The sequence below is a fragment of the Limnochorda pilosa genome (genome assembly GCF_001544015.1).
In the GTDB taxonomy this organism is placed as follows: domain Bacteria; phylum Bacillota; class Limnochordia; order Limnochordales; family Limnochordaceae; genus Limnochorda; species Limnochorda pilosa.
In genome coordinates this window covers 753925-775371 of the sequence record NZ_AP014924.1, presented here as the reverse complement: position 1 = coordinate 775371, position 21447 = coordinate 753925, and the positions used below count along the sequence as shown (strand labels likewise).

Sequence of the window (21447 nt, the reverse complement as noted above, 5' to 3'; positions counted from 1 at the left end):
CGGAACCCGAGGAGCCGACCGCGGCCCCGACGAGAGCCTGGACCGGGTGGAAGCCGCCCTGCAACGGGTCGAGAACGGGCATTTCCAGGTGGACGCGGTGCTGAGCCAGCTTGGCGAGCTGGTCCGCCGCCTGGACGCGAGGGCCCACCGGCTCACCCTGGGCCTGGTTACCGCGAGCCTCCTCCTCAGCAGCGCGGTCGTCACCCTCCACGAGGGGCTCGCCTCCCCTTCGGGCTTCCCACCACGTCCGTACCCTTGCCGGGGGCCACGGTCTTGGGTGGCTGGCTGCTGCGGACCATCCTGCGTGGCCGGTGATCCTGGAACTCCCGGCCGCGCTGGCTTCACCTCCGTTCACGGACCATCGGGCCCCAGGGCGTCGGCTCCTCCTGGTTCTCTCGTACCGGGGTTTGCTGGCCCCTTCGCGCGTGTGTTCGCCGCTCCGAGTCGCACGATCGTGAGTGCAATATGAATATCGTTCACTGGATGATTGACCTCGTTAAGCTACCGCGCTATATTGTTGTCGTCTCCCCGGTGGTCCCACGCAGGGGATGGGCGAAAGAGGCTGCAGGCAAGGGCAGGAGGTGTGCTCGTGAGCGAATCCGTTTCGATGCCGGGCTGGAAAGGAGTGTCGGAGGGCCGGAGGGCGACGGCGCGGGGGCAGGCTGAGGCGGCTCCCGAGGCGATCGCCGTGTCGGGGCTGACCAAGCGCTATCCCAGAGGCGTGCAGGCCCTGGACGGCGTCTCCTTCTCGGTGCGTCGGGGCGAGATCTTCGGGCTGCTGGGGCCCAATGGGGCTGGCAAGAGCACCACGGTTCGCATCCTGGCCACCCTCACCCGGGCCGACAGGGGCCGGGCGCTGGTGGCGGGGGGCGATGTGTCGGCGGATCCCGCCACCGTGCGGCGCCGCATTGGGTACGTGGCCCAGGTATCCGGCGTGGACAAGTACGGCACCGCTCGAGAGAACCTGTATCTTCAGACCCGTATGCATCGGGTCCCGGCCCGGGCCATACGCGAGCGGGTGGATCGCCTGCTGGAGTGGGTGGGGCTTACCGGCGCCGCCGACCGGCTGGTGCACACCTACTCGGGAGGGATGAAGCGCCGGCTGGACCTGGCCATGGGCCTTGTGCACGAGCCTGAGGTTCTCTTCCTCGACGAGCCGACCACCGGGTTGGACCCCGAGACCCGGACGGCCCTCTGGCAGGATCTCCTCCGTCTCCGCAGCGAGCAGGGCCTCACCGTACTGCTCACCACCCACTACCTGGAGGAGGCGGACCACCTCTGCGACCGCCTGGCCATCGTCGATCGGGGACGCGTGGTGGTGGAAGGCACGCCGGCCGCCTTGAAGGCGGAGATCCAGGGCGACACCGTGACCCTGGACGTCGAGGGCCCCACCGACAACGCCGTAGAGGCCCTACGTGACGTGGACGGGGTGCTCGAAACCCTTCCCAACGGGACCTCGGTGCTGGCGAGGGCCGCTCACGGGGCGACGGCCGTGCCGGTCCTCGTCACAGCGCTGGAGAGGGCGGGGGTGGCCGTCAAGGCCGTGACCGTCTCCCGGCCCTCTCTGGACGACGTCTACCTGCACCACACGGGACGGCGCTACTCGGCCAGCGGAGCAACACCCAACGGGACGGGGCCCGGCGGGGCGATGGCAGATGGGGCCGCATCCGGTGGGGACGATCGGCACGCGCCGGCCCGGGAGCGCTGACCGCGCCGGCCAGGGTGAGAACGGCCACGGAAGAGCGGAGGTACCGAGGCACAAAGGAGGCACGTGGAGATGACGTTCGTCGCCGACACCTATCACCTGCTGGTGCGCCGCTTGCGCACCCGCCTGCGCACCCCTGTCTGGATCGCCGTGGGGCTGGTGCAGCCCGTTATCTGGCTGGGCGTTTTCGGCCAGCTCTTCCGGCGGGTGGTAGAGATTCCCGGGTTCGAAGGCACGTCCTATGTCCAGTTCCTCACCCCCGGCGTGGTGGTGATGACCGCCTTCTTCGGCGGTCTGTGGTCCGGCATGGGACTCATCCAGGACCTGAACGACGGTGTCCTGGACCGACTTCTGGCCACCCCCGTCCGCAGGGGCGCCCTGATCGCGGCGCCGGTCCTGGAAGTAACCCTCACGGCGACCATCCAGTCGGGGATCATCCTCCTCACGGGGCTGGCCCTGGGTGCCCGGTTCACGGGGGGGTTGGCGGGTCCCGGCATGATCTTGCTGGCCTCGGCACTGCTGGGGGCGGGCGCCGCGGGGTTCTCCAACGGGCTGGCCCTGGTGACCCGCCGGGAAGACGCCCTGATCCCCGTGGTCAACTTCGTGGGGATGCCGCTCACCTTCCTCTCCAGCGCGTTCATGGCCGAGGCCTTCATGCCCGGTTGGATTCGAGCAATCGCCAGGGTCAACCCCCTCAACTGGGCCATCACCAGCGCCCGGAGCGCGATGCTGGACCCGCAGTGGCCCCAGATCTGGTTGCATGTCGGGTACCTGCTCCTCTTCGTCCTGGTGGGCGGGTTCCTCGCAACCCAGGCGTTCAGGGCCTATCAACGCAGCACGTAAGCGGGGGCGCTGGCCGCAGGGAGCCCCGCGAGGACCCACCCCTTCCCGGTGGAATGGTACCTGCGAGGTGATCCCCTTGCGCATCGGCATCCTCGCGCCCGTGACCTGGCGGACGCCGCCCCGGCGCTACGGCCCGTGGGAGCAGGTGGCCTCGCACCTGGCCGAGGGGCTGGTGGCCCGGGGCCACCAGGTGACCCTCTTCGCCACCGGGGACTCGGTGACCCGGGCGCAGCTCGAGTGGGTGGTGCCGCGGCCGCTGGGCGAGAGCCCACCCGACGACCCGGACCTGGATCAGTTCCTCCACATGGTCCACGCCTTCCGCCAGGCGGGCCGCTTCGACCTGATCCACAACCACCTGAACTGGCAGCCGCTCCTCTTCGCCGAGCTGGTCGCCACCCCCGTGGTCACCACCCTGCACGGGGCGGCCATGCTGGAGCCGGCCAGCCGGCGGGCCTTCCTGCGCTTCCCCCACCGGCCCTGCGTGGCCATCAGCCAGGCCGAGCGGGATGCGGTGCCGGGTCTGGACTACGTGGCCACGGTACCCAACGGGATCGAGCTCGAGCGGTTCACCTTCCGGGACCGCCCCGGCGAGTACCTCCTCTTCCTGGCCCGCATGCATCCCGCCAAGGGGCCGGACCTGGCCATCGAGGTGGCCCGGCGGACGGGGCGGCGCCTGGTCATGGCCGCCCACATCCCTCCGGACCAGGAGGCCTACTTTGAGCAGGAGATCCGCCCCCTCATCGATGGGGAGCAGATCCGCTTCGTGGGAGAGGCGGGCCCTGCCGCCCGGGACCGTCTCATGGGCGGGGCCCTGGCCCTCCTCCACCTGGTGCGCCAGCCCGAGCCCTTCGGCCTGACCCTGGCCGAGGCCCAGGCGTGCGGCACGCCGGTGATCGGCTTCGACCGGGGCTCGGTGCGCGAGGTGGTGGCCCACGGCGAGACCGGCTTCGTGGTGGAGACGCTCGAGCGGGTGTGCTCGGCGGTGGAGCAGGCGGTCCGTCTGAGCCGGGCCGCCTGCCGCCAGCGGGTGGAACGCTTCTACACCGTGGATCGGATGGTGGAAGGCTACCTGGCCGCGTACGAGCGGGTTCTGTCGGGCGGATGAGCCCGCCCTCAAAGCCACTCCATCCGCCTCAGGAGCCAGACCAGGAGCAGCCCGAAGGCGGCCGTGTCCAGCAGGCTTGCCTCGGGCCCGAAGCGGCCGCCCGAGAGGAGCGGGGGCCCCCCGGGGCGGGCGGTGAGGAGTTTCGGGAAGCGGAGGAAGCCCCGTTCCTCCGCACCGTAGAGAGGATAGCCCAAGAGCGGCCACTGCATCAGGTTCCAGCCCACGTGAATGCCCGCGGCAAGACCGAGCCCACCCGTGTGGAGGCGGGCGGCGCCGAAGGCGGCCCCGGCCAGGACCGCGTTGAAGACGGTGAGCCCATTCACCCGGTTTCCCAGGTGCAGGAGGCCGAAGAGCAGCGAGGTGGCCGCCAGGGTGGCCAGGGAGCCGGCCCGGGGGAGCATCCAGCCGAAGAGGAGCCCCCGGAAGAACCACTCCTCCAGGGCGCTGACCGCCACCAGCGCCGCCAGGCTCGCCCACCCCCGCCCATCCCCGAAGCCTTCCCCGGGCCCCATGGTCACCCAGCCGCCGGCGCGTTGCACCAGGTGGACGAGGAGCATCATGGCCATTCCCGTAGCCAGGCCCGCCATGAACCAGCCCACTCGGCCGCCTCCTCCCCCACGCCGCGGGACGGGCCCGCGCCGGCAACGGAATCAGTATAGCAGCGAGGCGGGGGGCCGGCCAGAGCTCCCCGGAGCCGGCGTCGCAAGGCTGCAGCCGCTCGGACCCGCCCTTTCCTGCAAGGGGCTTCCGCAAGGGCCGAACCGGGTCGCGGCGGCCGCAAGAAGGGGCGGGCGCCCCGCCGCCGAAGGGTTGGGGCAATCCCCGCACCGGATGAGACTGGAGGGAGGCATCATGAGGATCCGCCCTCTCTCGGGTGAAGACGTGCGCACGACCCTGCTTCCCTCCATGGTCCAGGTCTACGCGGCCGCCTTCTCCCAGCCACCCTACCGCGGGGTGGACGCCGGCTCGTTCGCCCAGACCCTGGAACGCCACGCGGGGCGCCCGGGATTCCTGGGCTTCCAGGCCGACGAAGACGGGGAGCTAGCCGGTTTCGCCTACGGATACACCAGCCGGACCGGCGGCTGGTGGCACGACCGGGTGCGCGCCGCGCTGGACGCCAAGGTGGCCGCGATCTGGCTGGACGCCCCCCTTGAGTTCGTGGAGCTGGCGGTCCAGCCTCGGTTCCAGGGCCGGGGCGTGGGAGGGCGCCTGCACGACAGGCTCCTGGAGGCAGCCCGGCCCAGCCACCGGCGTGCGGTGCTCTCCACCCTGGAGGCGGAGACCCCGGCGATGCACCTCTACCGGCGCCGGGGATGGCAGGTGGTCGCCCAGGGGGTGCGTTTCGGACCCGACGACCGCTACCGGATCCTGGGACGGCGCCTCCACCCCGCTTCGATGGGTGAGGCGGGGGACTTCCGGGTGCGTCGCGCGGACCCCCTCGATGTGGAGGGCATCCGGGCCGTCGCCGCGGGCACCTGGGCCGAGGCGTACCAGGGGCTCATCCCCAAGGAGGTGCAGCACCGGCTACTGGCGGCGTGGTACGCTCCCGAGGGTCTCCGGGCGGCCATCGAGCGGGCCGAGAGCCCGGTCCTGGTGGCCGAGGAGGGCGGCGCCGTCTGTGGCTTCGCCCAGATGGGCATGATCGGGCCCGAGACGGCCGAGCTCTTCCGACTTTACGTGCTGCCCACCCACCAGCGGGTGGGGCTCGGGCAACGGCTCCACGAGGCGGTGCTGCAGGCGCTCCGGAACAGGGGACACGTGGTTCGCGCCGTGGAGGTCACGGTCGAGGAGGGGAACCGCAAAGGCCGCACCTTCTACGAGAAGCTGGGGTTCAGGCTGCTCGCCACGTCGGACGAGCCTCTCCCCGGCGGCGGCCGGCTGGTCACAGCCCGCTACCGGGTCGAGCTTCCGTGACCTCGGCCGGCCCCGCCCCATCCCCACCGCCCGCCGCGCCAGTCCCTGGGGCCTTTCCCCTGCCGGCCCCGGCCCGGGCCGCGCCCGGAACCGGCCTCCAGGCGCAGGACGGCCACGGAGCGGGCCAGCTCGCCGTCCAGGGCGAGGGTGGTGTACCCCACCTGCACCACGAGGACAGGGCGCCTCTGCACCACCGTCACCTCCACGCCGGGAAGGACCCCCATGGCCAGGAGCTTGCGAAGGGCGGCGTCCCGGGCCTCCACCTTCAGCACCCGGGCCCGCTCCCCCTCGGCCAGATCGCTCAGGTGCACCGGGGCCGCCCAGGCACCTTCCCCTGCCGCGAGGGGGCCCTGGCCCCGCTGCCGACGGCGCGCCCGAGCCCTGCCTCCCCATGGGGCGGGCTGCTCGAAGCCGCAGTTGGGGCAGCGCACCAGACCGCAGCGCCGGATCAGGCCCCCCAGGGGACAGACCTGGCAGGCCGAGACCTCCTGGTCCGGATCGAAGCGGAGCCCGCAGATGGAGCACTGGACCATGGCAGGAACCAGGTCGTCTGCCCCGTCCCGTCCCGGTACGTCCCCGTCCTGGGGTGGATCGGGCCGGATCACCGGGTCGGCCGCCGCCGCCAGCTCCTCCCGACCCGTCTGGTCTTCAACGTCTCCCCGCACCGGTACCGTGGGCTCCGCCTCTCCTTCGCGTCCCGCCTCGGTTGGATCCATCAGAAGAGCCCCCCGGCCAGGACCCGGCTCAGCACCCAGCCCACCGCGAAGGCGAAGGGAAAGATGAAGGCGGTGATGGCCAGCGCCGTCTTCGGACCCCGCTCCTTCCACATCACCGAGAACTGGGCGATGCACGGGATGAAGAGCGTGAGGGTGACCGCCGCCACCACCAGCTGGCCGGACGCCAGCGCCCCCGCCTTCTGCAGGTCGAAGAGGCCTGCGGCCCCGTAATCCCGCCGGAAGAAGCCGTAGAGGAAGACCACCGCCGCCTCGGCCGGCAGGCCGATGGCCCGCACCACGGGCTCCAGCGCCGCCGTGGCCACCTGGAAGAGACCCGTCAGCCGCCCTGCCCAGATGAGCACGCTGGCGAGCAGGAAGACGGGCAGCACCTCCAGGAAGTACCACTGCATGCGGGCGTAGGTCTTGGTGAGCACGTTCCCAAGCCGGGGCAGGCGCATGGGCGGAATGTCGGTGTAGAAGAGCGGCCGCTCCCCGGGCATCAGGCGGGAGGCCAGGAAGCCCGTGAGCAGGAGCACGGCGGCCACCACGCCCGCCCACACCGCCAGGGCGCCCGGAACCCCCGAGAGGATGGCCAGGATCACACCGAGCTGCGCCGAGCAGGGAATGGCCAGGGCCAGGAGCAGGGTGGCGATCACCCGCTCCCTGCGGCTCTCCAGCGTCCGGGTGACCACGGTGGCCATGGTGTCGCAGCCTACGCCCAGCACCATGGGGATCACCGCCCGGCCCGAGAGCCCGATTCCCTTGAAGACCCGGTCGAGGAGGAGGGCCAGGCGGGGGAGGTAGCCTGAGTCCTCCAGCACCGAGAAGAAGAGGAAGAAGGCGCCCACGATGGGCAGAATGATGGCCGCCGCGTAGCGCAGGCCGAGGGTGACGAGGCCGTAGTCGAAGGCGAGGAGTTCCTGCAGCCACGGCCAAGGGATGAGGGCCGCCACGCCCCGGTTCACCCATGGGGTGATCCAGCCCTCGAAGAGGCGGGTCTCGGTCCAGTCCACCACCGTCTGGGCGGCGAAGACGCCCACGAACTCGTAGAGGACCACCAGGACCAGCCCCGCCAGGAGGAGGCCGGTCAATGGGCGCATCGCCCACCGGCCCAGGACCTCGCCGAAGCCCCGGCGGGCCCCGTCGCGCTCCTGCATCACTTCGGACGCGACCTTCCGGGCCCAGCTCGCCCGCTGGGTGGCCACGCTCAGGGCCACCGGCTCACCCAGGCGCGCATCCAGGGCGGCGGCCAGCTCCCGGGCCCGGGGCGGTACCTCGGGCTGCCGGGCCGCGACCAGCTCCGTCACCTCCTCGTCCCCCTGCAGCAGGAGAAGGGCTACGCTGCGGGGGGCAAGCCCGTACTCGCCGTCCAGCAGGCGGGCGATCTCCTCGATCGCCTCCTCGACGGGGCCGGGGTAACGGAGCTCAAACGGCCGGCTCAAGGATGCGACGCCCATGGAGCGCCACCTCCCTCCGGAGCTCGTCCAGCCCCAGGCCGCGAGAAGCCACGGTGGCCACCACGGGGATGCCCAGCCGGGCCGAGAGCCCGGCCACGTCCACCGAGAGCCCCAGCCGCTCGCACTCGTCCATCATGTTGAGCACCAGGATGACCGTGAAGCCGGCCTCCAGCAGCTGGAGGGTGAGGGCGAGCATCCGGTCGAGGGCGACGGCCTCCACCACGTGGAGCACCAGGTCCGGCTGTTCCGTCAACAGGAGGTGGCGGGTCACCCGCTCCTCCTCGCTCACGGGGAGGAACGAGTAGAAGCCGGGGGTGTCCACCAGCTCGACCTCCTCGTCCCCCAGGCGGCCGGCGCCGCGGGTGAGCTCCACCGTGGTACCGGGGTAGTTCGAGACGGTCACGTACGCGCCCGTCAGGGCGTTGAAGAGTGCGCTCTTCCCTACGTTGGGGCTGCCCACCAGCACCACCCGGCGGGCACCCTGTCGGGCCCGGCGAAGGCCGGTGGCGCTGTGGCAGCAGCTGCTCCCGGCCGGTTCCGTCTCTCCCCCGGACGCGGGTCGGACCACCCGCTGGGGCCGCTCGGTCGCCGCGCCGGGTCGGGTCGCTCCACCTTGTTGCCAGCGGTTATTATTAAGCATCTTCTGACACCTTCTCGCACCCGCATGGGAGAGACTGATTTTCACTTTCATCCTAGAGGCCCGGAGAGGACGTGTCAACGGCCCGGGCCGAAGCAGGAGGTTTCAGAAGGCGTCAGTTGGACCTATTCCTGGCTGGTGGGCATCTGTCCCCGGCGGAGCCGGTGGCTGTCCCGGGCGGCCTCGATCACCTGGACCGCGAAGGTTCGATCGTGCCAGCCTTCCACCTGCACCGGCTTCCCCTCCAGGTCCTTGTAGACCGTGAAGAAGTAGCCGATCTCCCTCTTGATGTGCGCCGGCAGCTGGTCCAGCTCCCGGACCTCGTTGAAGCGGGGATCTCCCAGGGAGACGCCGAGGATCTTGGTGTCCACGCCCTTCTCATCCTCCATGGAGAGCGCGCCGATCACCCGGGCCTCCACCAGGCAGCCCGGGAAGGTGGGCGTGGTGAGGAGCACTAGGATGTCCAGCGGGTCGCCGTCCTCTGCGAGGGTGTCGGGGATGAAGCCGTAGTCGGCGGGGTAGTGGATGGGGCTGTAGAGGGTGCGGTCCAGCCGGAAGACGTGCCGATCGTGGTCGTACTCGTACTTGTTGGCGCTGTACTTGGGGATCTCGATGAAGGCCTCGACCACCAGGTTCTCGTCGCTGTCCACGCGGCAGCCCACCCCGAGCAGCAAGAGTTCCCACCCGCCGGGCGGGAGGAGAGAAGTGGAGGCGGCGCCGGGAGTCGAACCGCGGGATCACGGCCTTGCAGGGCCGTTGCCTTAGCCGCTTGGCCACGCCGCCTCGCGCGGGACCGCCCCATGGCCTTCCCACGCCGGAAAGGATCGGGCGCGGGCAGGCCGGCGCGGCTCCCGCCTGCCATTCTACCTCATCGGAGATGCGACGAGAAGCCTCCGGACCTCACGCCGTCACGCGAGGGCCGCGAGGGCTGACTTGATGGCACCCATGTCCGGCAGGCGGGTGGCCACGTCGGAAACCCAGCGGTACCGGACGATGCCGTCCCCGTCCACCACGAAGGCCGCCCGCTTGGCCACGCCCTTCAGCCCCGCCAGGTCCTCGTAGTACGCGCCGTACCTGGGGGCGACCTCCTTGTTGAAGTCCGAAAGGAGCGGGAACGGCAGGTTCTCCGCCTGCGCGAAGGCCTTGAGGGTGTAGGGGCTGTCCACGCTGATGGCCAGGACGTCCGCCTTCAGGCCCTTGAACTCGGACAGCCCGTCGCGCACCCCGCAGAGCTCCTCGGTGCACACGGGGCTGAAGGCCAGCGGGAAGAAGAGCAGCACCACGTTCTTGCCACGGTAGTCGCTCAGGCTCACCTGATCGGGACCGGTGGCCTTCAGCGTGAAGTCGGGGGCGCGGTCTCCAACATTCATGGGGGGCATGCCTCCTCGGGGGATCAGGAGATGTGGGTGCCGGCGCACGGCGAAGGGTCCCCGGCCGGGGCCGCCGCGACGCCCGCGACATTATAGCCACGCGGCCGCGCCGGGGACAAGGACGTCCGCGCCCCTTCTTTCCGAAGGGACGCGGCCCGCCACCTCGTGGGTGAGGCTGCCGCTCAGAGCTTCTCGGAGACGGCCTTGGCCTGCAGGAAGTTCAGCAGGTACTCGTGGCTGCCGGTCTTGGCGTCGGTGCCCGACATGTTGAAGCCGCCGAAGGGGTGGACGCCCACCAGCGAGCCTGTGCACTTGCGGTTGAAGTAGAGGTTTCCCACGTGGAACTCCCGGCGGGCCCTCTCCAGGCGCACCCGGTCGCGGGAGTAGACCGAACCCGTGAGCCCGTACATGGTTCCGTTGGCGATGCGGAGCGCGTCGTCGTAGTCCCTGGCCCGGATGACGGCCAGGACCGGTCCGAAGATCTCCTCCTGGGCGATGCGGGCGTTCGGGTTCACGTCGGCGATGACGGTGGGCTGGATGAAGAAGCCCGTCTCGTCGCCCTTCTCGCCCCCGGCCACCACGCGGCCCTCCTGCTTGCCGATCTCGATGTAGGAGAGGATCTTCTCGTAGGCAGCCTGGTCGATGACCGCGGCCACCTGGGTCCCTGCCGCGGCTGGGTCGCCCACCCGCAGCGCCCGGGTGCGCTCCACGATCTTCGCGAGGACCTGGTCGTACACGGCGTCCACCAGGATCGCCCGGGAGCAGGCCGAGCACTTCTGCCCCTGGTAGCCGAAGGCCGAGGCGACGATCCCTTCGGCGGCGGCGTCCAAGTCGGCGGTCTCGTCGACGACGATGGCGTCCTTTCCGCCCATCTCGGCCACGACCCGCTTCACCCAGATCTGGCCCTCGTGGGGCTCGGCCGCGAGCTGGTTGATGCGGAGCCCCACCTCCATGGAGCCCGTGAAGCTGATGAAGCGGGTGCGGGGGTGGCTCACCAGGAAGTCGCCGATCTCTCCGCCGCTTCCGGGCAGGAAGTTGATGACGCCCGGCGGCAGGCCCGCCTCCTCCATGACCTCCATGAACTTGGCACCGATGACGGGAGTGGCGCTGGCCGGCTTGAGGATCACCGTGTTCCCTGCGGCCACGGGGCCGGTGGTCATGCCCGTCAGGATCGCGAGCGGGAAGTTCCAGGGCGGGATGATGACGCCCACCCCCAGGGGGATCCAGAACGCCTCGGTCTCCTCGCCCGGGAAGGGGGTGAGCTCGTGGGGCTCCGCCAGGCGGATCGCCTCGCGACCGTAGTACTCCATGAAGTCGATGGCCTCGTTGACGTCGCCCACGGCCTCGTCCCAGGTCTTGCCCGCCTCCACCACTTCCCAGGCCGAGAGCTCCATCTTGCGGCGCCGCATGATGGCGGCCGCCTTGAAGAGCAGGCGGGCCCGGGCGGGGGCGGTCATGGCGCTCCACTGGGGGAACGCGTCCCAGGCGGCCTCCAGGGCCTGCTCGGCCTCACGCGCGGTCGCCTTGGCCACCAGCCCCACCAGCTCCCGGTTGTTCGACGGGTTGATGGAGCGGATGCGCCCCCCGGTCCAGACCTTCTGGCCCCCGATCACCAGGGGGTACTCCCGGCCCAGCTCGCCCCGCACACGGGCGAGGGTCTCCTCCATGGCCCGGCGGTTCTCCGGCACGGAGAAGTCGATCATCGGGTCGTTGCGAAACTCGGGTACCACCTGAAGGCTCTCCCCTTTCCCTCGGTCTCCCCGGCGCCCGCCGCAGGGCGGCCGGCCGCTCCGGCCCCGGGCGGGAGCCTCAGACGAGCTTTCGAACGGCCTCCAGGACCTTTTCCACGTGTCCCGGAACCTTCACGTCCTCGAAGATCTTCTGGACGATCCCATCCCGGTCGACGACCAGGGTGGTGCGCCGGGCCGAGTTTCCCCGCTCGTTCAGCACCCCCAGGCTGGAGGTGATGGTCTTGCCGGCGTCGCTGATGAGCGGGAACTCGAGCCCCTGTTTCTCCGCGAAGCGCTGGTGCGACCGCACCGAATCCACGCTACAGCCGACCACCTGCACGTTGAGCTCGCGGAACTCCGCGAGGCGGCTCTGAAAGCCGGCGGCCTCCTTGGTTCACCCGGGCGTGCTGTCCTTCGGGTAGAAGTAGAGGACCACGGCCTGCCGGCCCCGGAAGTCGGCCAGGTCGATGGGTCCGAGCTGGGTCTCGCCCGCCACGGGCGGCAGCGCCTCACCCTCCCGGACCCGAACGTACGCCATGGGGAAACCTCCCTTGGACGGCCGGGCTCCCGGCCGGATACCTGCACGGGTACCTGCAGGGGCCGCGGGCGCAGGGGCCCTGAGGCGCCCGCACCCGGGGGTGCGCCGCCCCGCCGGGCGTTCCCGGTGTGCCCGAGCGGCTGCCTTCCCGCTCCCGGGGGCGCGCCACAGGGCCCGGCGGGTCACGATCGCCAGGGCCCCTCGGTTACTCCTTTCCCTCTGGCATCAGGACTTCCTGCTGGGGCTGCGAGGCAGGCACGCCGCGTGTTCCAGCCGGAGCGCCGGAACCGCCGGCCGGGTGTGGAATCCGCACCCGGTCGCCGAGGGCGCCGGGTCCCAGGAGGCGGAAGAAGAGGTCCGAGCAGGGGCCGGCGGCCACCGCCACCGCCACCGAGCCCACCCCCAGGGGGCCGCCCAGGAGCCAGCCCACCATGGCCACCGAGACCTCGATGACCACCTTGGCCTGGCCTGCGGTAAGGCGGGTGCGCTGGCTCACCACCAGCATGAGCCCGTCCCGGGCGCCCGCACCCAGGCCGGTACGCAGGTAGAGCACCATTCCGAAAGACATGGCCAGGATGCCGGCCAGAAGGTACCCGGCACCCCAGAGCCAGCCGGCGGGTTCGCGAAAGAGGTGGAGGAGCTCGTAGACGTCCACGAAGGCACCGGCCAGGAAGGTGTTGAGCAGCGTGCCGAGCCGCACGGCCCAGGCGCCCCCCAGAGCCAGGGTAATCAGGACCACCGCCACGCTCACCAGGATGATCACCGCACCCAGGGAGAGGCCCGTTCGGCCCGAGACGCCCAGGTGGAAGACGTCCCAGGCGGCGGCGCCCCAGGGGCTCTTCACCACCAGGAGGATCCCGGCCGACAGCACGGCCATACCGGCCACGAAGGTCGCCAGGCGGCTTGCGAGGGCGGCCAGGCGCCCGGGCCAGGAGGGGGCGGGCCCGGAAACCGTGGAGAGCGAGGGCGGGTGCATGAGGCCATGATATGCCTCCGAGACCTCGTTGTCCAGGGTCTCCGTACCGCCTCGCGTCACGAATCGCGTGCCAGGATATTCCGCCTCGGGCTTTGAAAAGGTATTATGAAGTCGCTGGAGTATGTTTGCAGGCAAGCCCAGGTTGGGAAAGATGACCACGGAACCCGAGACGTTCGCGCTCCATCACGAAAGGGTGAGCCTCTTTGGCCGACGCAACGAAAGAGACGTACGCGCAGATCGGACGCGAGGCGGCCGAAGCCATGCTGAGCTTCTTCGGCGCCCTGTCGCAGCAGCTGGCCGTGCACGCCTCCCGGACCGAACCGGCCCAGGTGGAGGCCCTCCGGGCCGAGGTGGCCGCGCTGCAGGCCCGCCTCGAGCGGCTGGAATCGCAACCCCGCCTTGCCGGGGCCGGGGCCGCCACGGAAACCCTCGAGGCCGGACCGTCCGAGGTGGCCGAGGTTCAGGAGCCTGCCGGCGGCGCCCGGCGCCGGGCGGTTCGCGCCGCGCGTCGCGGTCGCAGGCCGGCGGTCGCCCCCGCCCGCAAGCAGCGGCGGCGCCGGACGCCCAAGCAAGAGGTGCGCGAGCGCGCCCTCCAGGTCGCCCGGGAGATGGCCTCGCGGGGAGAGCTCGTGAACCTGAAGACGGTGGCTGACGCCGCGGGCCTGAACTACAACCAGATCACCTACGCCTTCGGGCGTAAGGAGAACCTTCTGAAGGAGCTCGGGCTGGTCGGGCACGGGGAAGACGGCGAGACGAGGTAGCCACCGGCAGGGACGGTGGGCGCCGCGTCGAACCGTGCCCGGGGAGAGATGCCACGTGTTCAAGCGGCGCTTCATCGAAGACCTGCGGCCCGGGGAGCGGCTGGCGGACTTCTTCGTCGCCTCCGACAAGGAGCTGGCCCGCACCCAGAACGGGAAGGCCTTCCTCCGGCTCCACCTCTCGGACCGGACGGGCCGCCTCCCCGCGGTGGCCTGGGACGATGCCGAGTCCCTGTGGAAGAGCTTCGACGACGGAAGCGTCGTGAAGGTGGAGACGGAGCTCGGCACCTACCGGGGGCAGGAGCAGTTCACCGTCTTCCGCCTGCGGCGGGCCACGCCCGAGGAGATCGAGGAGGAGGCGTACCTCCCCTCCTCCCGCCGGCCGCTGGGGGAGATGGAGGCCGAGCTTCAGGAGGTCGTCTCGGGGGTCCGGGACCCGTGGTTGCAGGCGCTGCTCGCGCGCTTCTTCTCTCCCGGCAGCGAGGGCCTGCGCCGCTACGTGCGCCACACGGCCGCAACAGGGGTCCACCACGCGTACGTGGGCGGACTGCTGGAGCACGTGCTGGAGATGGTGCGCATCGCCCGCACCCTCTGCTCCCTCCACCCGGAGTACGTCAACGAGGACCTGGTGGTCGCGGCCGTGCTCCTGCACGATGTGGGCAAGCTCGAAGAGTACGCCATGGACGGTATGGCTTTCCGCCAAACCGACCTGGGGCGGCTCTACGGGCACCTCTACCAGGGGGCCCGGTGGGTAGAGCAGGAGGCGGCTGCCATCGACGGCTTCCCCGAGCCTCTGGCCCAGGAGCTGATCCACTGCATCCTGAGCCACCACGGGCTGCAGGAGCACGGCGCGGTGGTGGTCCCCCAGACGCTGAACGCCCAGGTCCTCCACTACGCGGACCTGGTGAGTGCCCGTCTGAACCAGTTCCGCCAGCTCATCGAGGGGAAGGGGCGGCAGGCGACGCTGGAGACCTGGTCTGAATTCGACCGGTTCCTGGGGGTCCGTGCCTTCCGGGGCTTCCTGGAGCCGCCGGCCGGCGCCCAGCACTCCCCCGAGGGCTCGCCGGACGCGCTGCCCGGTGCGGGACCCGAGGCGATGGGCGCGACGGGGAGGTGAGGGAGACATCATGAACGGACGAGATCGGGTCCTCGCAGCCGTGGAGGGGAGGCCGGTGGATCGCCCTCCCTTCAGCGTCTGGTACCACTTCGCTTCCCAACACCGGCCTCCGGCCAACCTGGCCGAGCAGGAGCTGGCTTTCTTCGACGTCTACCGGCCGGACCTGCTCAAGGTCATGAACGACTACCGCCCGCCTCTGCCAGGAGGGATCCAGGAGGTCAGGCGGCCCGAAGAGTGGGCGGCCCTGGAGCCCCTGACCCCCGAGGCTCCCACCTTCCGCAGCCAGATCGAGGCGCTCCGGATCATTCGGGAGGCGGTCGGGCACCGGGCGGTCATCGTGGACACCGTCTTCAGCCCGTGGGCCACCGCCGGGCGGATGCTGGGCGAGCAGGGGCTCGAGCGGCTGCGGCAAGCGCCCGAGGCCCTCCGGCAAGGGCTCGCGGCGCTGGCCGAGAGCCTGGCCCGGTACGTGGGCGCCCTGCTGGAGGAAGGCATCGACGGGATCTTCTTCGCCACCCGGGGCGCGAGCACCGCCGAGCTTACCGGCGACGATTTCGAGCGCCTGGTGCGGCCCTACGACCTGCAGGTGCTGGAGGCGGCGCGGCCCGCCCGGCTGAACGTGCTCCACGTACACGGCACCGAGTTGGACATCCACCGCGTCCTCGACTATCCCGCCCACGTGGTGAACTGGTCGCACCACCACACGCCACCCACCCTGGCCGAGGCTCGCTCCCTGACGGACCGCTGCCTCATGGGCGGCATCGACGAGCAGGCCATCGGCTCCCTCACCCCGCCCGAGGTGGCCCGGCAGGTTCGGGCGGCCCTGGAGGAGGCGGGCCGGGAGCGCTTTATCGTCGGCCCTGGCTGCGCCGTGCCCACCGAGACCCCACCCGACCGCCTCCTCGCGGCCCGAGAGGCAGCGGACTGGGCCCGCTGATGGCGTCCGAACCGTCCCCGCCGGCCTTCGTGGCACCGCGTCACTCCGGCTGCACGGCGCGGATGGCCATCTCGCCCCGGTGGCTCTGCCCCGCGTCCAGCCCCCACCCCACCACGAACTGGTCCGGGATGCGAAAGCCCACGTACTCCACGGGGACGTCCACGATCCGGCGGCCCGGCGCGTCCAGGAGAGTGCATACCTTGAGGCTCGCGGGCTCCCGGGCGGCCAGCGTGCGGAGCAGGTAGCTCAGGGAGAGGCCGGTGTCCACGATGTCCTCCAGGAGCAGCACGTCCCGCCCGTAGATGTTCTCGTCCAGGTCCTTGGTGATGCGCACCACACCGTGGGGCCGGGCGGTACCGCCGAAACGGGAGATGGCCAGGAAGTCCAGGGTGAAAGGAACGCTGAGGCGCCGGGTGAGATCCACGGCGAAGTAGACGGCGCCCCGGAGCACCGCGGCCACCACCAGCCTCCCGTCGGCGTAGTCCCGGGAGATCTCCTTCCCCAGCGCGCCAATGCGGGCCTCGACCTCGGGCCGGGTGATGTGGACCGGACGGTCGGAAGGCACCTCAGGAACCGGGCCGTGAGTCACCGGCATCCTCCTCTCTTTCTTTCTCTTATGCCCCGATGGATTGGCATCCTGCAGGCGCGGGGAGCGACGGGGACTTCGTGTAACGGTGACGCGAACGATGCGCGTCAAGTGTGATTGTGTCAGATTCCACGAGATGCTTAGAGAGGCGGAGCAAGGAAAAGGGTTGGGCCCCGCGTCCACCCAGGAGGACCACAACCAGCCAGGGAGTCCGTTGCCTTATCCCACCCCCTGCCGTAAGATCAGGGTGCAGGGTTCCGGGAGCGGACCCGAGGATCGTGCGGATCTGCATCGGAGGAGCCCAAGGCCGAGGCCCAAAGGGTCTTGAGTCTCTGGATCTTGGACGACGGGCGATCGGTTGGTGGTGTCGAGCCGCCAAGCAATCGGCCCTCCACTCCAAGAAACCAGAACTCGGGATCGGGTCAGGCGGGGCTGCCGAACATGCAGGGAGCGACCCCGGGAAGAGCGACCCGGGACCCTGCCCGTTTGCGCGCCTTGCCGGCGCCTTCAGCCCGCATACTTGCTTTGCAGGTAGCGGAAGTCCCTCGCGTACAGCAACTTCACCTGGATCCCTGGGTACTTCTCCCGCAGCTTGCGGAGCTTCTGGTTCTTCCGGTTCACCAGGCTCTGCTTCATGGTGGTGAGCTCCACGTAGAGGTCCAGGTCCTGCAGGTAGAAGTCCGGGGTGAAGGCCTCCCGCACGTTCCCCTCCTGGTCCACCTCCAGAGGGAAGGTGCGGGGCTCGTACTCCCAACGGATGCGGTAGAAGTCCAGGAAGCGCGCGAACGCCTCCTCGCTGGGGTGTGCGAAGATGTGAGGGCGGCGCTGCACGCCAGCGGTGCTCACCTCGTCGTGGGCGGGTTCCTGGGCCGGAGCACGGGGGGGCCGCTCCCGTGCCGTCAGGAGCCGCACCGCCGCGACGCATAGATCCAGCAGGTCCTTCAGGTCCATGCCGTCGGTCCGCAGGGTGAGGCCGTACTGGGAGGGGTCGGCCCAGTCGGACGCGTACAGATACCGCACGTACGCCGCCCGCCTCCGGTCGCTCTGGCGCAGGATCTCCTCCACCTGCCCGCGGTCCTGCTGTGACAGGTCCTCCATCGCCTGGGCCACCCGCTCGGGCCACGAGGCCACCAGGCGCAGGTGGGCACTGCCCGGCACGTCGCGAAGGAGCTGGTTGCCCCCCGTCCCCAGCAGGAGCAGCCCCTTCCCCGCCCGCTGGAGGAGCACGTTCCGAGCCGCCTCCCGGTACGCCTCGCGGGGCGCGGTCACCCCCTGCACCAGCCCGGGCGAACGCTCGATGGCCAGGCTGGCCAGATGCGGCGGGTGCCCCCCTTCCCTCAGCTCAGCGGCCAGCCGGTGGCCATCCCAGAGCTGAAGGTTCAGCCGCTGCGCCAGGCGCGCCGCGATCCGCTCACCGCGGGCGCCCATCTCACGCGAGACGGTGACGATACGGATCACCTGCTTCCCTCCCCGAAAGGACCCCATCACCGGCGGGACTCCCCATTTACTATACACCAGAACGTCTTTCTGGGAGGTATTGGCCTCACACGTCTGGGCACGTGTCACGCCGTCTTGTGTCAGTAAAGTCTCCAAGCTAGCCATCGCAGCCGCAATTCGGTCTTCACCGGCAGGATTGAACTCCCAGGTGACGAATTTCTTACTGCACGGCGGACAGGTTCGCCGCTTGCGAAGGGGGGATCGGTAGCGCTTCTTTCAGGCACCTTCCGGTCAGACGACAGGGAAGGGTCGGTGCCTCCGCGCGCCGGCCGGGGACAAGCCGGTACGTCGAAAACGCGGTTCGGTATCGAAAGGAGGCTACTCGCGTGAAGCGCATGGCCCTGGTGGCGCTGACTGTCAGTATCGTCCTCGTTTTCGCCGTCGGGACGGTTGGCGCCCAGGAGAAGGTGTTCCACGTCAGCATGTTCGAGGATCCCACCACCCAGAACCCCTACGCCGGTCTCGGACCCCAGGCGACGGTCTGGAACGCCTTTGTCACCTATGACATCTACTACAGCGGGCTCTACGGGTACGCTCCGCCCACCCTGGCCGTGGTGCCCGGCATCGCCGCGGGCGATCCTCCGGCCCTGGTGGAGGAGCAGGTGGCCGGCACGGCCTTCTACACCGCCACCATCCCGCTGCGAAAAGACCTCACGTGGAGCGACGGCACACCCTTGACCGCCGCGGACGTGGTTTTCTCGTACAACACCGTGGTCGCGTTCGGCGCCGTGGACCTGGGTGGCAACTGGGCCTCGTACAACCCCATCAAGCCGGGAACCGATGCCCAGTACCTCATCGACCATGCGGAAGCCGTGGATGAGTACACGGTCAAGTTCTACCTCACCTACGAGCCCGGGCTCGCGGAGTGGAACTTCGGCTCCCTCATGATGCCGGTCTTCCAGAAGAAGCACTGGGAGCCCGTGGTCACCCGGGCCCGCCAGAGCGACAACCCGCTCGAGGAGCTGCGCCGCTACGAGAACGCGAACCCGGTGAGCTCAGGCGCTTTCATGTTCGGGCAGTGGGAGCGGGGTGCCTTCTACGAGAACGTGAAGAACCCCTACTTCAAGGGCGACGTGGTGAAGCATTACGCGAACGGGGCCGTCACCATCGACAACCCCGACTCGGGCTTCCACTACGCGACCAGCGCTCCGGCCCCCGAGGGCGACCCGATCCTCACAGTCACCGAAGGGCCCTACGCGGACGCGGCCAACTACCGGCTCTTCCTGAACCAGAACGCCGGCGCCCTGGCGCTCATCAGCGGAGACGTCGACTTCTTCCTCAACTCCCTGGGCCTGGCCAAGGGGCTGCAGCAGCAGTTGGAGGGCAAGCCGGGCGTCACCATGATCGAGAACCACACCAACGGCTTCCGGTACCTGAGCTTCAACATCCGGAAGGAACCCTTCAAGTACCCCGAGTTCCGCCAGGCCGTGGCCACCCTCATCGACCGACAGCTCATCACCCAGAACATCCTCCAGGGCGTAGCCTTCCCGCTGGCCACCGTGGTCCCGCCGGGGAACGCGGCCTGGTACAACCCTGACGTGACGATCTGGGGTCAGGGCATGAGCCAGGCCCAGCGGGTGGCGGAAGCGGTACGACTGCTCAAGAGCGCTGGCTTCACCTGGCAGACGGAGCCCAAGGTGGACGCCGAGAACGACACCTACACCGCGGGCAGCGGCCTCATCCTGCCAGATGGCCAGCCCGTCAAGCCTTTCGAGATGCTCGCCCCCACCGCGGCCTACGATCCGCTGCGGGCCACCTTCGCCCTCTGGATCGAGCGGTGGATGCGCGAGCTGGGCATGCCGGTGACGGCCCGCCTGACCGACTTCAACACCATCTCCACCAAGGTCTACGACGAACAGGACTTCGACATGTGGATGCTGGGGTGGAGCCTGGGCATCTACCCAGACCACATGTACTACTTCTTCCACTCCAGCCAGGCAGGACTGGGCGGCTTCAACGCCCAGGGCTACAACGACCCCGCATTCGACAGGCTGGCCGAGGAATTCCTGTCCGCCACGGACCTGGAGACGGCCCGAGACCTGGCGTTCCAGCTTCAGGAGAAGCTGGCGGAGGACGTGCCGTACGTCGTCCTCTTCGACACACCCATCATCGAGGCGTTCCGGGGAGACCGGCTCGAGTTCCCCTACACGGAAGTGCTGGGCGGTCTCCAGTACTGGGACGCGCTCCCGAGCCAGGTGAAGCTCATCAAGTAGCGTAGGAGAGTGGTGGGAGGCGGTGAGGCCGCCTCCCACCTCCCTCGTCAAGCAACCCGCCGCCGGGGTCCTCCCGGCGCGCCGATGGGGGCGATCCGGTGACCCGGTTCCTGGTGACGCGCACCCTGCAGATGCTCCTGATCCTGATCGTTTTCGTGACCCTTCTCTACTTCATCATCCAGGCGATGCCAGGCGACATCACCCTGGCGTTCCTCAATGACCCGCGCATCCCGCCGGCGGCCCGGGCGGCCATCCGCCAGCAGTTCGGCTTGGACCAACCCCTCCTCGTTCAGTACCTCACGTACATGAAGAACTTCTTCACAGGCAACCTGGGGCTCTCGTTCTCCGAGTACCCGCGGCCCGTGTGGGGCATCGTGGTGGAGCGGGCGCCCCGGACGGCGTTCCTCTTCCTGGTGGCCACCCTCCTCGCCTACTACATCGGCTACCTCTCGGGGCGGGTGATCGCCTGGCGCCGGGGCGGCAGCCTGGACGTGGCAGCCACGGGCGTCGGCGTGCTCTTCTACACCGTCTTCTACCCGCTGCTGGGCCTGGTGCTCATCTGGGTCTTCGGGTACGCGTTGGGATGGTTCCCGCTGGGAAGCTTTCTCACCCCCAGGCTCTGGCGGGGGGTGACCATCGGCTCCAACACCATCTTTACCCTCCTGCTCTTGACCATGGCCGCCTGGACGGGCTTGTACTATCTCGCCCAGCAGGCGGTCCGGCGTGCGCTCCACACCCCCGCCGCCCGACGCCTGGGGTCGCTGGCGGCGGCGGCGGTGCTGATCTTCGTGGCCCTGGTGGCCTGGCGTCTCTCGGGCGTGGGGCATCTGGCGTGGGACATCTTCTGGCACATGGTCCTTCCCGTGCTGGCCCTGACCCTGATCAGCTACGGCGGCACCATGCTGCTGATGCGCGACTCGATGATGGAGACCATCCGGGAGGACTACGTGATGGCGGCACGGGCCAAGGGCCTGCCGGACCGGGTCGTGCGCGACCGCTATGCCGCCCGCACGGCGATCCTGCCGGTGATGACCAACTTCGTGCTCAGCATGGGCTTCGTCCTGGGCGGAGGCATCGTCACCGAGACCATCTTCTCGTGGCCCGGCCTGGGACGGACGCTCTTCGACGCCGCCATCGCCCAGGACCTGCCCCTGGTGACGGGGTCCTACGCCTTCCTGGGGATCTTCGTGCTCCTGGCACACCTCCTGGTCGACGTCCTCTCGGCCGTGCTGGACCCCCGCATCCGGATCGCGGGGCATGAGGAGCAGAGCGCCTGAACGCGCCGCAGCCGCCGCGGCGCGCGTAACGCCCGACGCGCTGTCCACGTGAGCGCGGCCGCGGCAAGTGG

At 69.9% G+C, this 21447-nt stretch carries 20 protein-coding genes, 1 tRNA gene and 1 pseudogene; 9 read left to right on the top strand and 13 right to left on the bottom strand.

From position 1 onward, the window contains the following. Positions 1-589 precede the first annotated feature (589 nt). From LIP_RS03500 to LIP_RS03490, 3 genes are all read left to right on the top strand, one after another. Positions 590-1708 (top strand): ABC transporter ATP-binding protein, encoded by a 1119-nt coding sequence (locus LIP_RS03500; RefSeq protein ID WP_198409694.1) that lies wholly within the window; start codon positions 590-592, stop codon positions 1706-1708. Between the two features lie 69 nt (positions 1709-1777). Beyond that, positions 1778-2548 (top strand): ABC transporter permease, encoded by a 771-nt coding sequence (locus LIP_RS03495; RefSeq protein ID WP_068134409.1) that lies wholly within the window; start codon positions 1778-1780, stop codon positions 2546-2548. A gap of 67 nt (positions 2549-2615) precedes the next feature. After that, on the top strand, positions 2616-3653 hold the full coding sequence (locus LIP_RS03490; protein WP_407936391.1) for a glycosyltransferase family 4 protein: 1038 nt from the start codon (positions 2616-2618) through the stop codon (positions 3651-3653). A gap of 8 nt (positions 3654-3661) precedes the next feature. On the opposite strand, the gene LIP_RS03485 is transcribed toward LIP_RS03490, so the two are convergent. Further along, positions 3662-4252, bottom strand: a complete 591-nt coding sequence (locus LIP_RS03485; protein WP_068134404.1) for a CPBP family intramembrane glutamic endopeptidase — start codon at positions 4250-4252, stop codon at positions 3662-3664. A 253-nt stretch (positions 4253-4505) separates the two neighbouring features. On the opposite strand from LIP_RS03485, the gene LIP_RS03480 reads away from it, so the two are divergent. After that, entirely contained in the window at positions 4506-5567 is a 1062-nt protein-coding gene (locus LIP_RS03480; RefSeq protein ID WP_068134402.1) for a GNAT family N-acetyltransferase, read from the top strand. Here the strand turns inward: LIP_RS03480 and LIP_RS03475 are convergent. The 10 genes and pseudogenes from LIP_RS03475 to LIP_RS18800 form a co-directional block, all read right to left on the bottom strand. Then, positions 5546-6283: a FeoA family protein gene (locus LIP_RS03475; protein WP_068134400.1), complete on the bottom strand. Its 738-nt coding sequence runs from the start codon at positions 6281-6283 to the stop codon at positions 5546-5548. The two genes, LIP_RS03480 and LIP_RS03475, sit on opposite strands and share 22 nt — an antisense overlap. Further along, the gene (locus LIP_RS03470) at positions 6283-7740 is read right to left on the bottom strand and encodes a ferrous iron transporter B (protein WP_068134390.1); all 1458 of its coding nucleotides are present in this window, start codon (positions 7738-7740) and stop codon (positions 6283-6285) included. The genes LIP_RS03475 and LIP_RS03470 overlap by 1 nt, the downstream gene beginning before the upstream one ends. Continuing rightward, entirely contained in the window at positions 7709-8380 is a 672-nt protein-coding gene (locus tag LIP_RS19240; RefSeq protein WP_198409693.1) for a FeoB small GTPase domain-containing protein, read from the bottom strand. Before LIP_RS19240 ends, LIP_RS03470 begins: the two co-directional genes overlap by 32 nt. A gap of 122 nt (positions 8381-8502) precedes the next feature. Further along, the gene (locus LIP_RS03460; RefSeq protein WP_068141450.1) at positions 8503-9027 is read right to left on the bottom strand and encodes an inorganic diphosphatase; all 525 of its coding nucleotides are present in this window, start codon (positions 9025-9027) and stop codon (positions 8503-8505) included. A gap of 56 nt (positions 9028-9083) precedes the next feature. Next, positions 9084-9160: transfer RNA gene (locus LIP_RS03455), tRNA-Cys, on the bottom strand. 125 nt (positions 9161-9285) lie between these two features. Then, a complete protein-coding gene (locus tag LIP_RS03450; protein WP_068134386.1) occupies positions 9286-9747 on the bottom strand; it encodes a peroxiredoxin in 462 nt (153 codons plus the stop codon). A 182-nt stretch (positions 9748-9929) separates the two neighbouring features. After that, positions 9930-11477 (bottom strand): L-glutamate gamma-semialdehyde dehydrogenase, encoded by a 1548-nt coding sequence (gene pruA / locus LIP_RS03445; RefSeq protein ID WP_082725803.1) that lies wholly within the window; start codon positions 11475-11477, stop codon positions 9930-9932. A 79-nt stretch (positions 11478-11556) separates the two neighbouring features. Then, positions 11557-11859, bottom strand: a pseudogene (locus LIP_RS17440) (peroxiredoxin); the annotation flags it as partial. A 12-nt stretch (positions 11860-11871) separates the two neighbouring features. Next, positions 11872-12015, bottom strand: a complete 144-nt coding sequence (locus tag LIP_RS19235) for a thioredoxin domain-containing protein (RefSeq protein WP_198409692.1) — start codon at positions 12013-12015, stop codon at positions 11872-11874. 205 nt (positions 12016-12220) lie between these two features. Further along, complete coding sequence (locus tag LIP_RS18800; protein ID WP_158509540.1) at positions 12221-12991, bottom strand: YczE/YyaS/YitT family protein; 771 nt, start codon at positions 12989-12991, stop codon at positions 12221-12223. Between the two features lie 203 nt (positions 12992-13194). Here LIP_RS18800 and LIP_RS03430 point away from each other — a divergent pair, with 203 nt between their 5' ends. The 3 genes from LIP_RS03430 to LIP_RS03420 are packed head-to-tail and all read left to right on the top strand — an operon-like array spanning position 13195 to position 15803. Next, positions 13195-13752 (top strand): hypothetical protein, encoded by a 558-nt coding sequence (locus tag LIP_RS03430; protein ID WP_068134375.1) that lies wholly within the window; start codon positions 13195-13197, stop codon positions 13750-13752. 55 nt (positions 13753-13807) lie between these two features. After that, positions 13808-14866, top strand: a complete 1059-nt coding sequence (locus LIP_RS03425; RefSeq protein ID WP_068134371.1) for a 3'-5' exoribonuclease YhaM family protein — start codon at positions 13808-13810, stop codon at positions 14864-14866. Between the two features lie 10 nt (positions 14867-14876). Then, complete coding sequence (locus tag LIP_RS03420) at positions 14877-15803, top strand: uroporphyrinogen decarboxylase family protein (protein ID WP_068134365.1); 927 nt, start codon at positions 14877-14879, stop codon at positions 15801-15803. Between the two features lie 40 nt (positions 15804-15843). On the opposite strand, the gene hpt is transcribed toward LIP_RS03420, so the two are convergent. Together hpt and LIP_RS03410 are read right to left on the bottom strand one after the other, a co-directional pair. After that, entirely contained in the window at positions 15844-16392 is a 549-nt protein-coding gene (hpt, locus tag LIP_RS03415; RefSeq protein WP_198409691.1) for a hypoxanthine phosphoribosyltransferase, read from the bottom strand. Between the two features lie 504 nt (positions 16393-16896). After that, positions 16897-17847 (bottom strand): cytidylate kinase family protein, encoded by a 951-nt coding sequence (locus LIP_RS03410; protein ID WP_068134358.1) that lies wholly within the window; start codon positions 17845-17847, stop codon positions 16897-16899. A 374-nt stretch (positions 17848-18221) separates the two neighbouring features. On the opposite strand from LIP_RS03410, the gene LIP_RS03405 reads away from it, so the two are divergent. Together LIP_RS03405 and LIP_RS03400 are read left to right on the top strand one after the other, a co-directional pair. Then, on the top strand, positions 18222-20099 hold the full coding sequence (locus tag LIP_RS03405) for an ABC transporter substrate-binding protein (protein ID WP_231699379.1): 1878 nt from the start codon (positions 18222-18224) through the stop codon (positions 20097-20099). Between the two features lie 98 nt (positions 20100-20197). Further along, positions 20198-21376, top strand: coding sequence for an ABC transporter permease (locus tag LIP_RS03400; RefSeq protein WP_068134354.1), 1179 nt, complete (start codon positions 20198-20200; stop codon positions 21374-21376). The last annotated feature ends 71 nt before the right edge of the window (positions 21377-21447 follow it).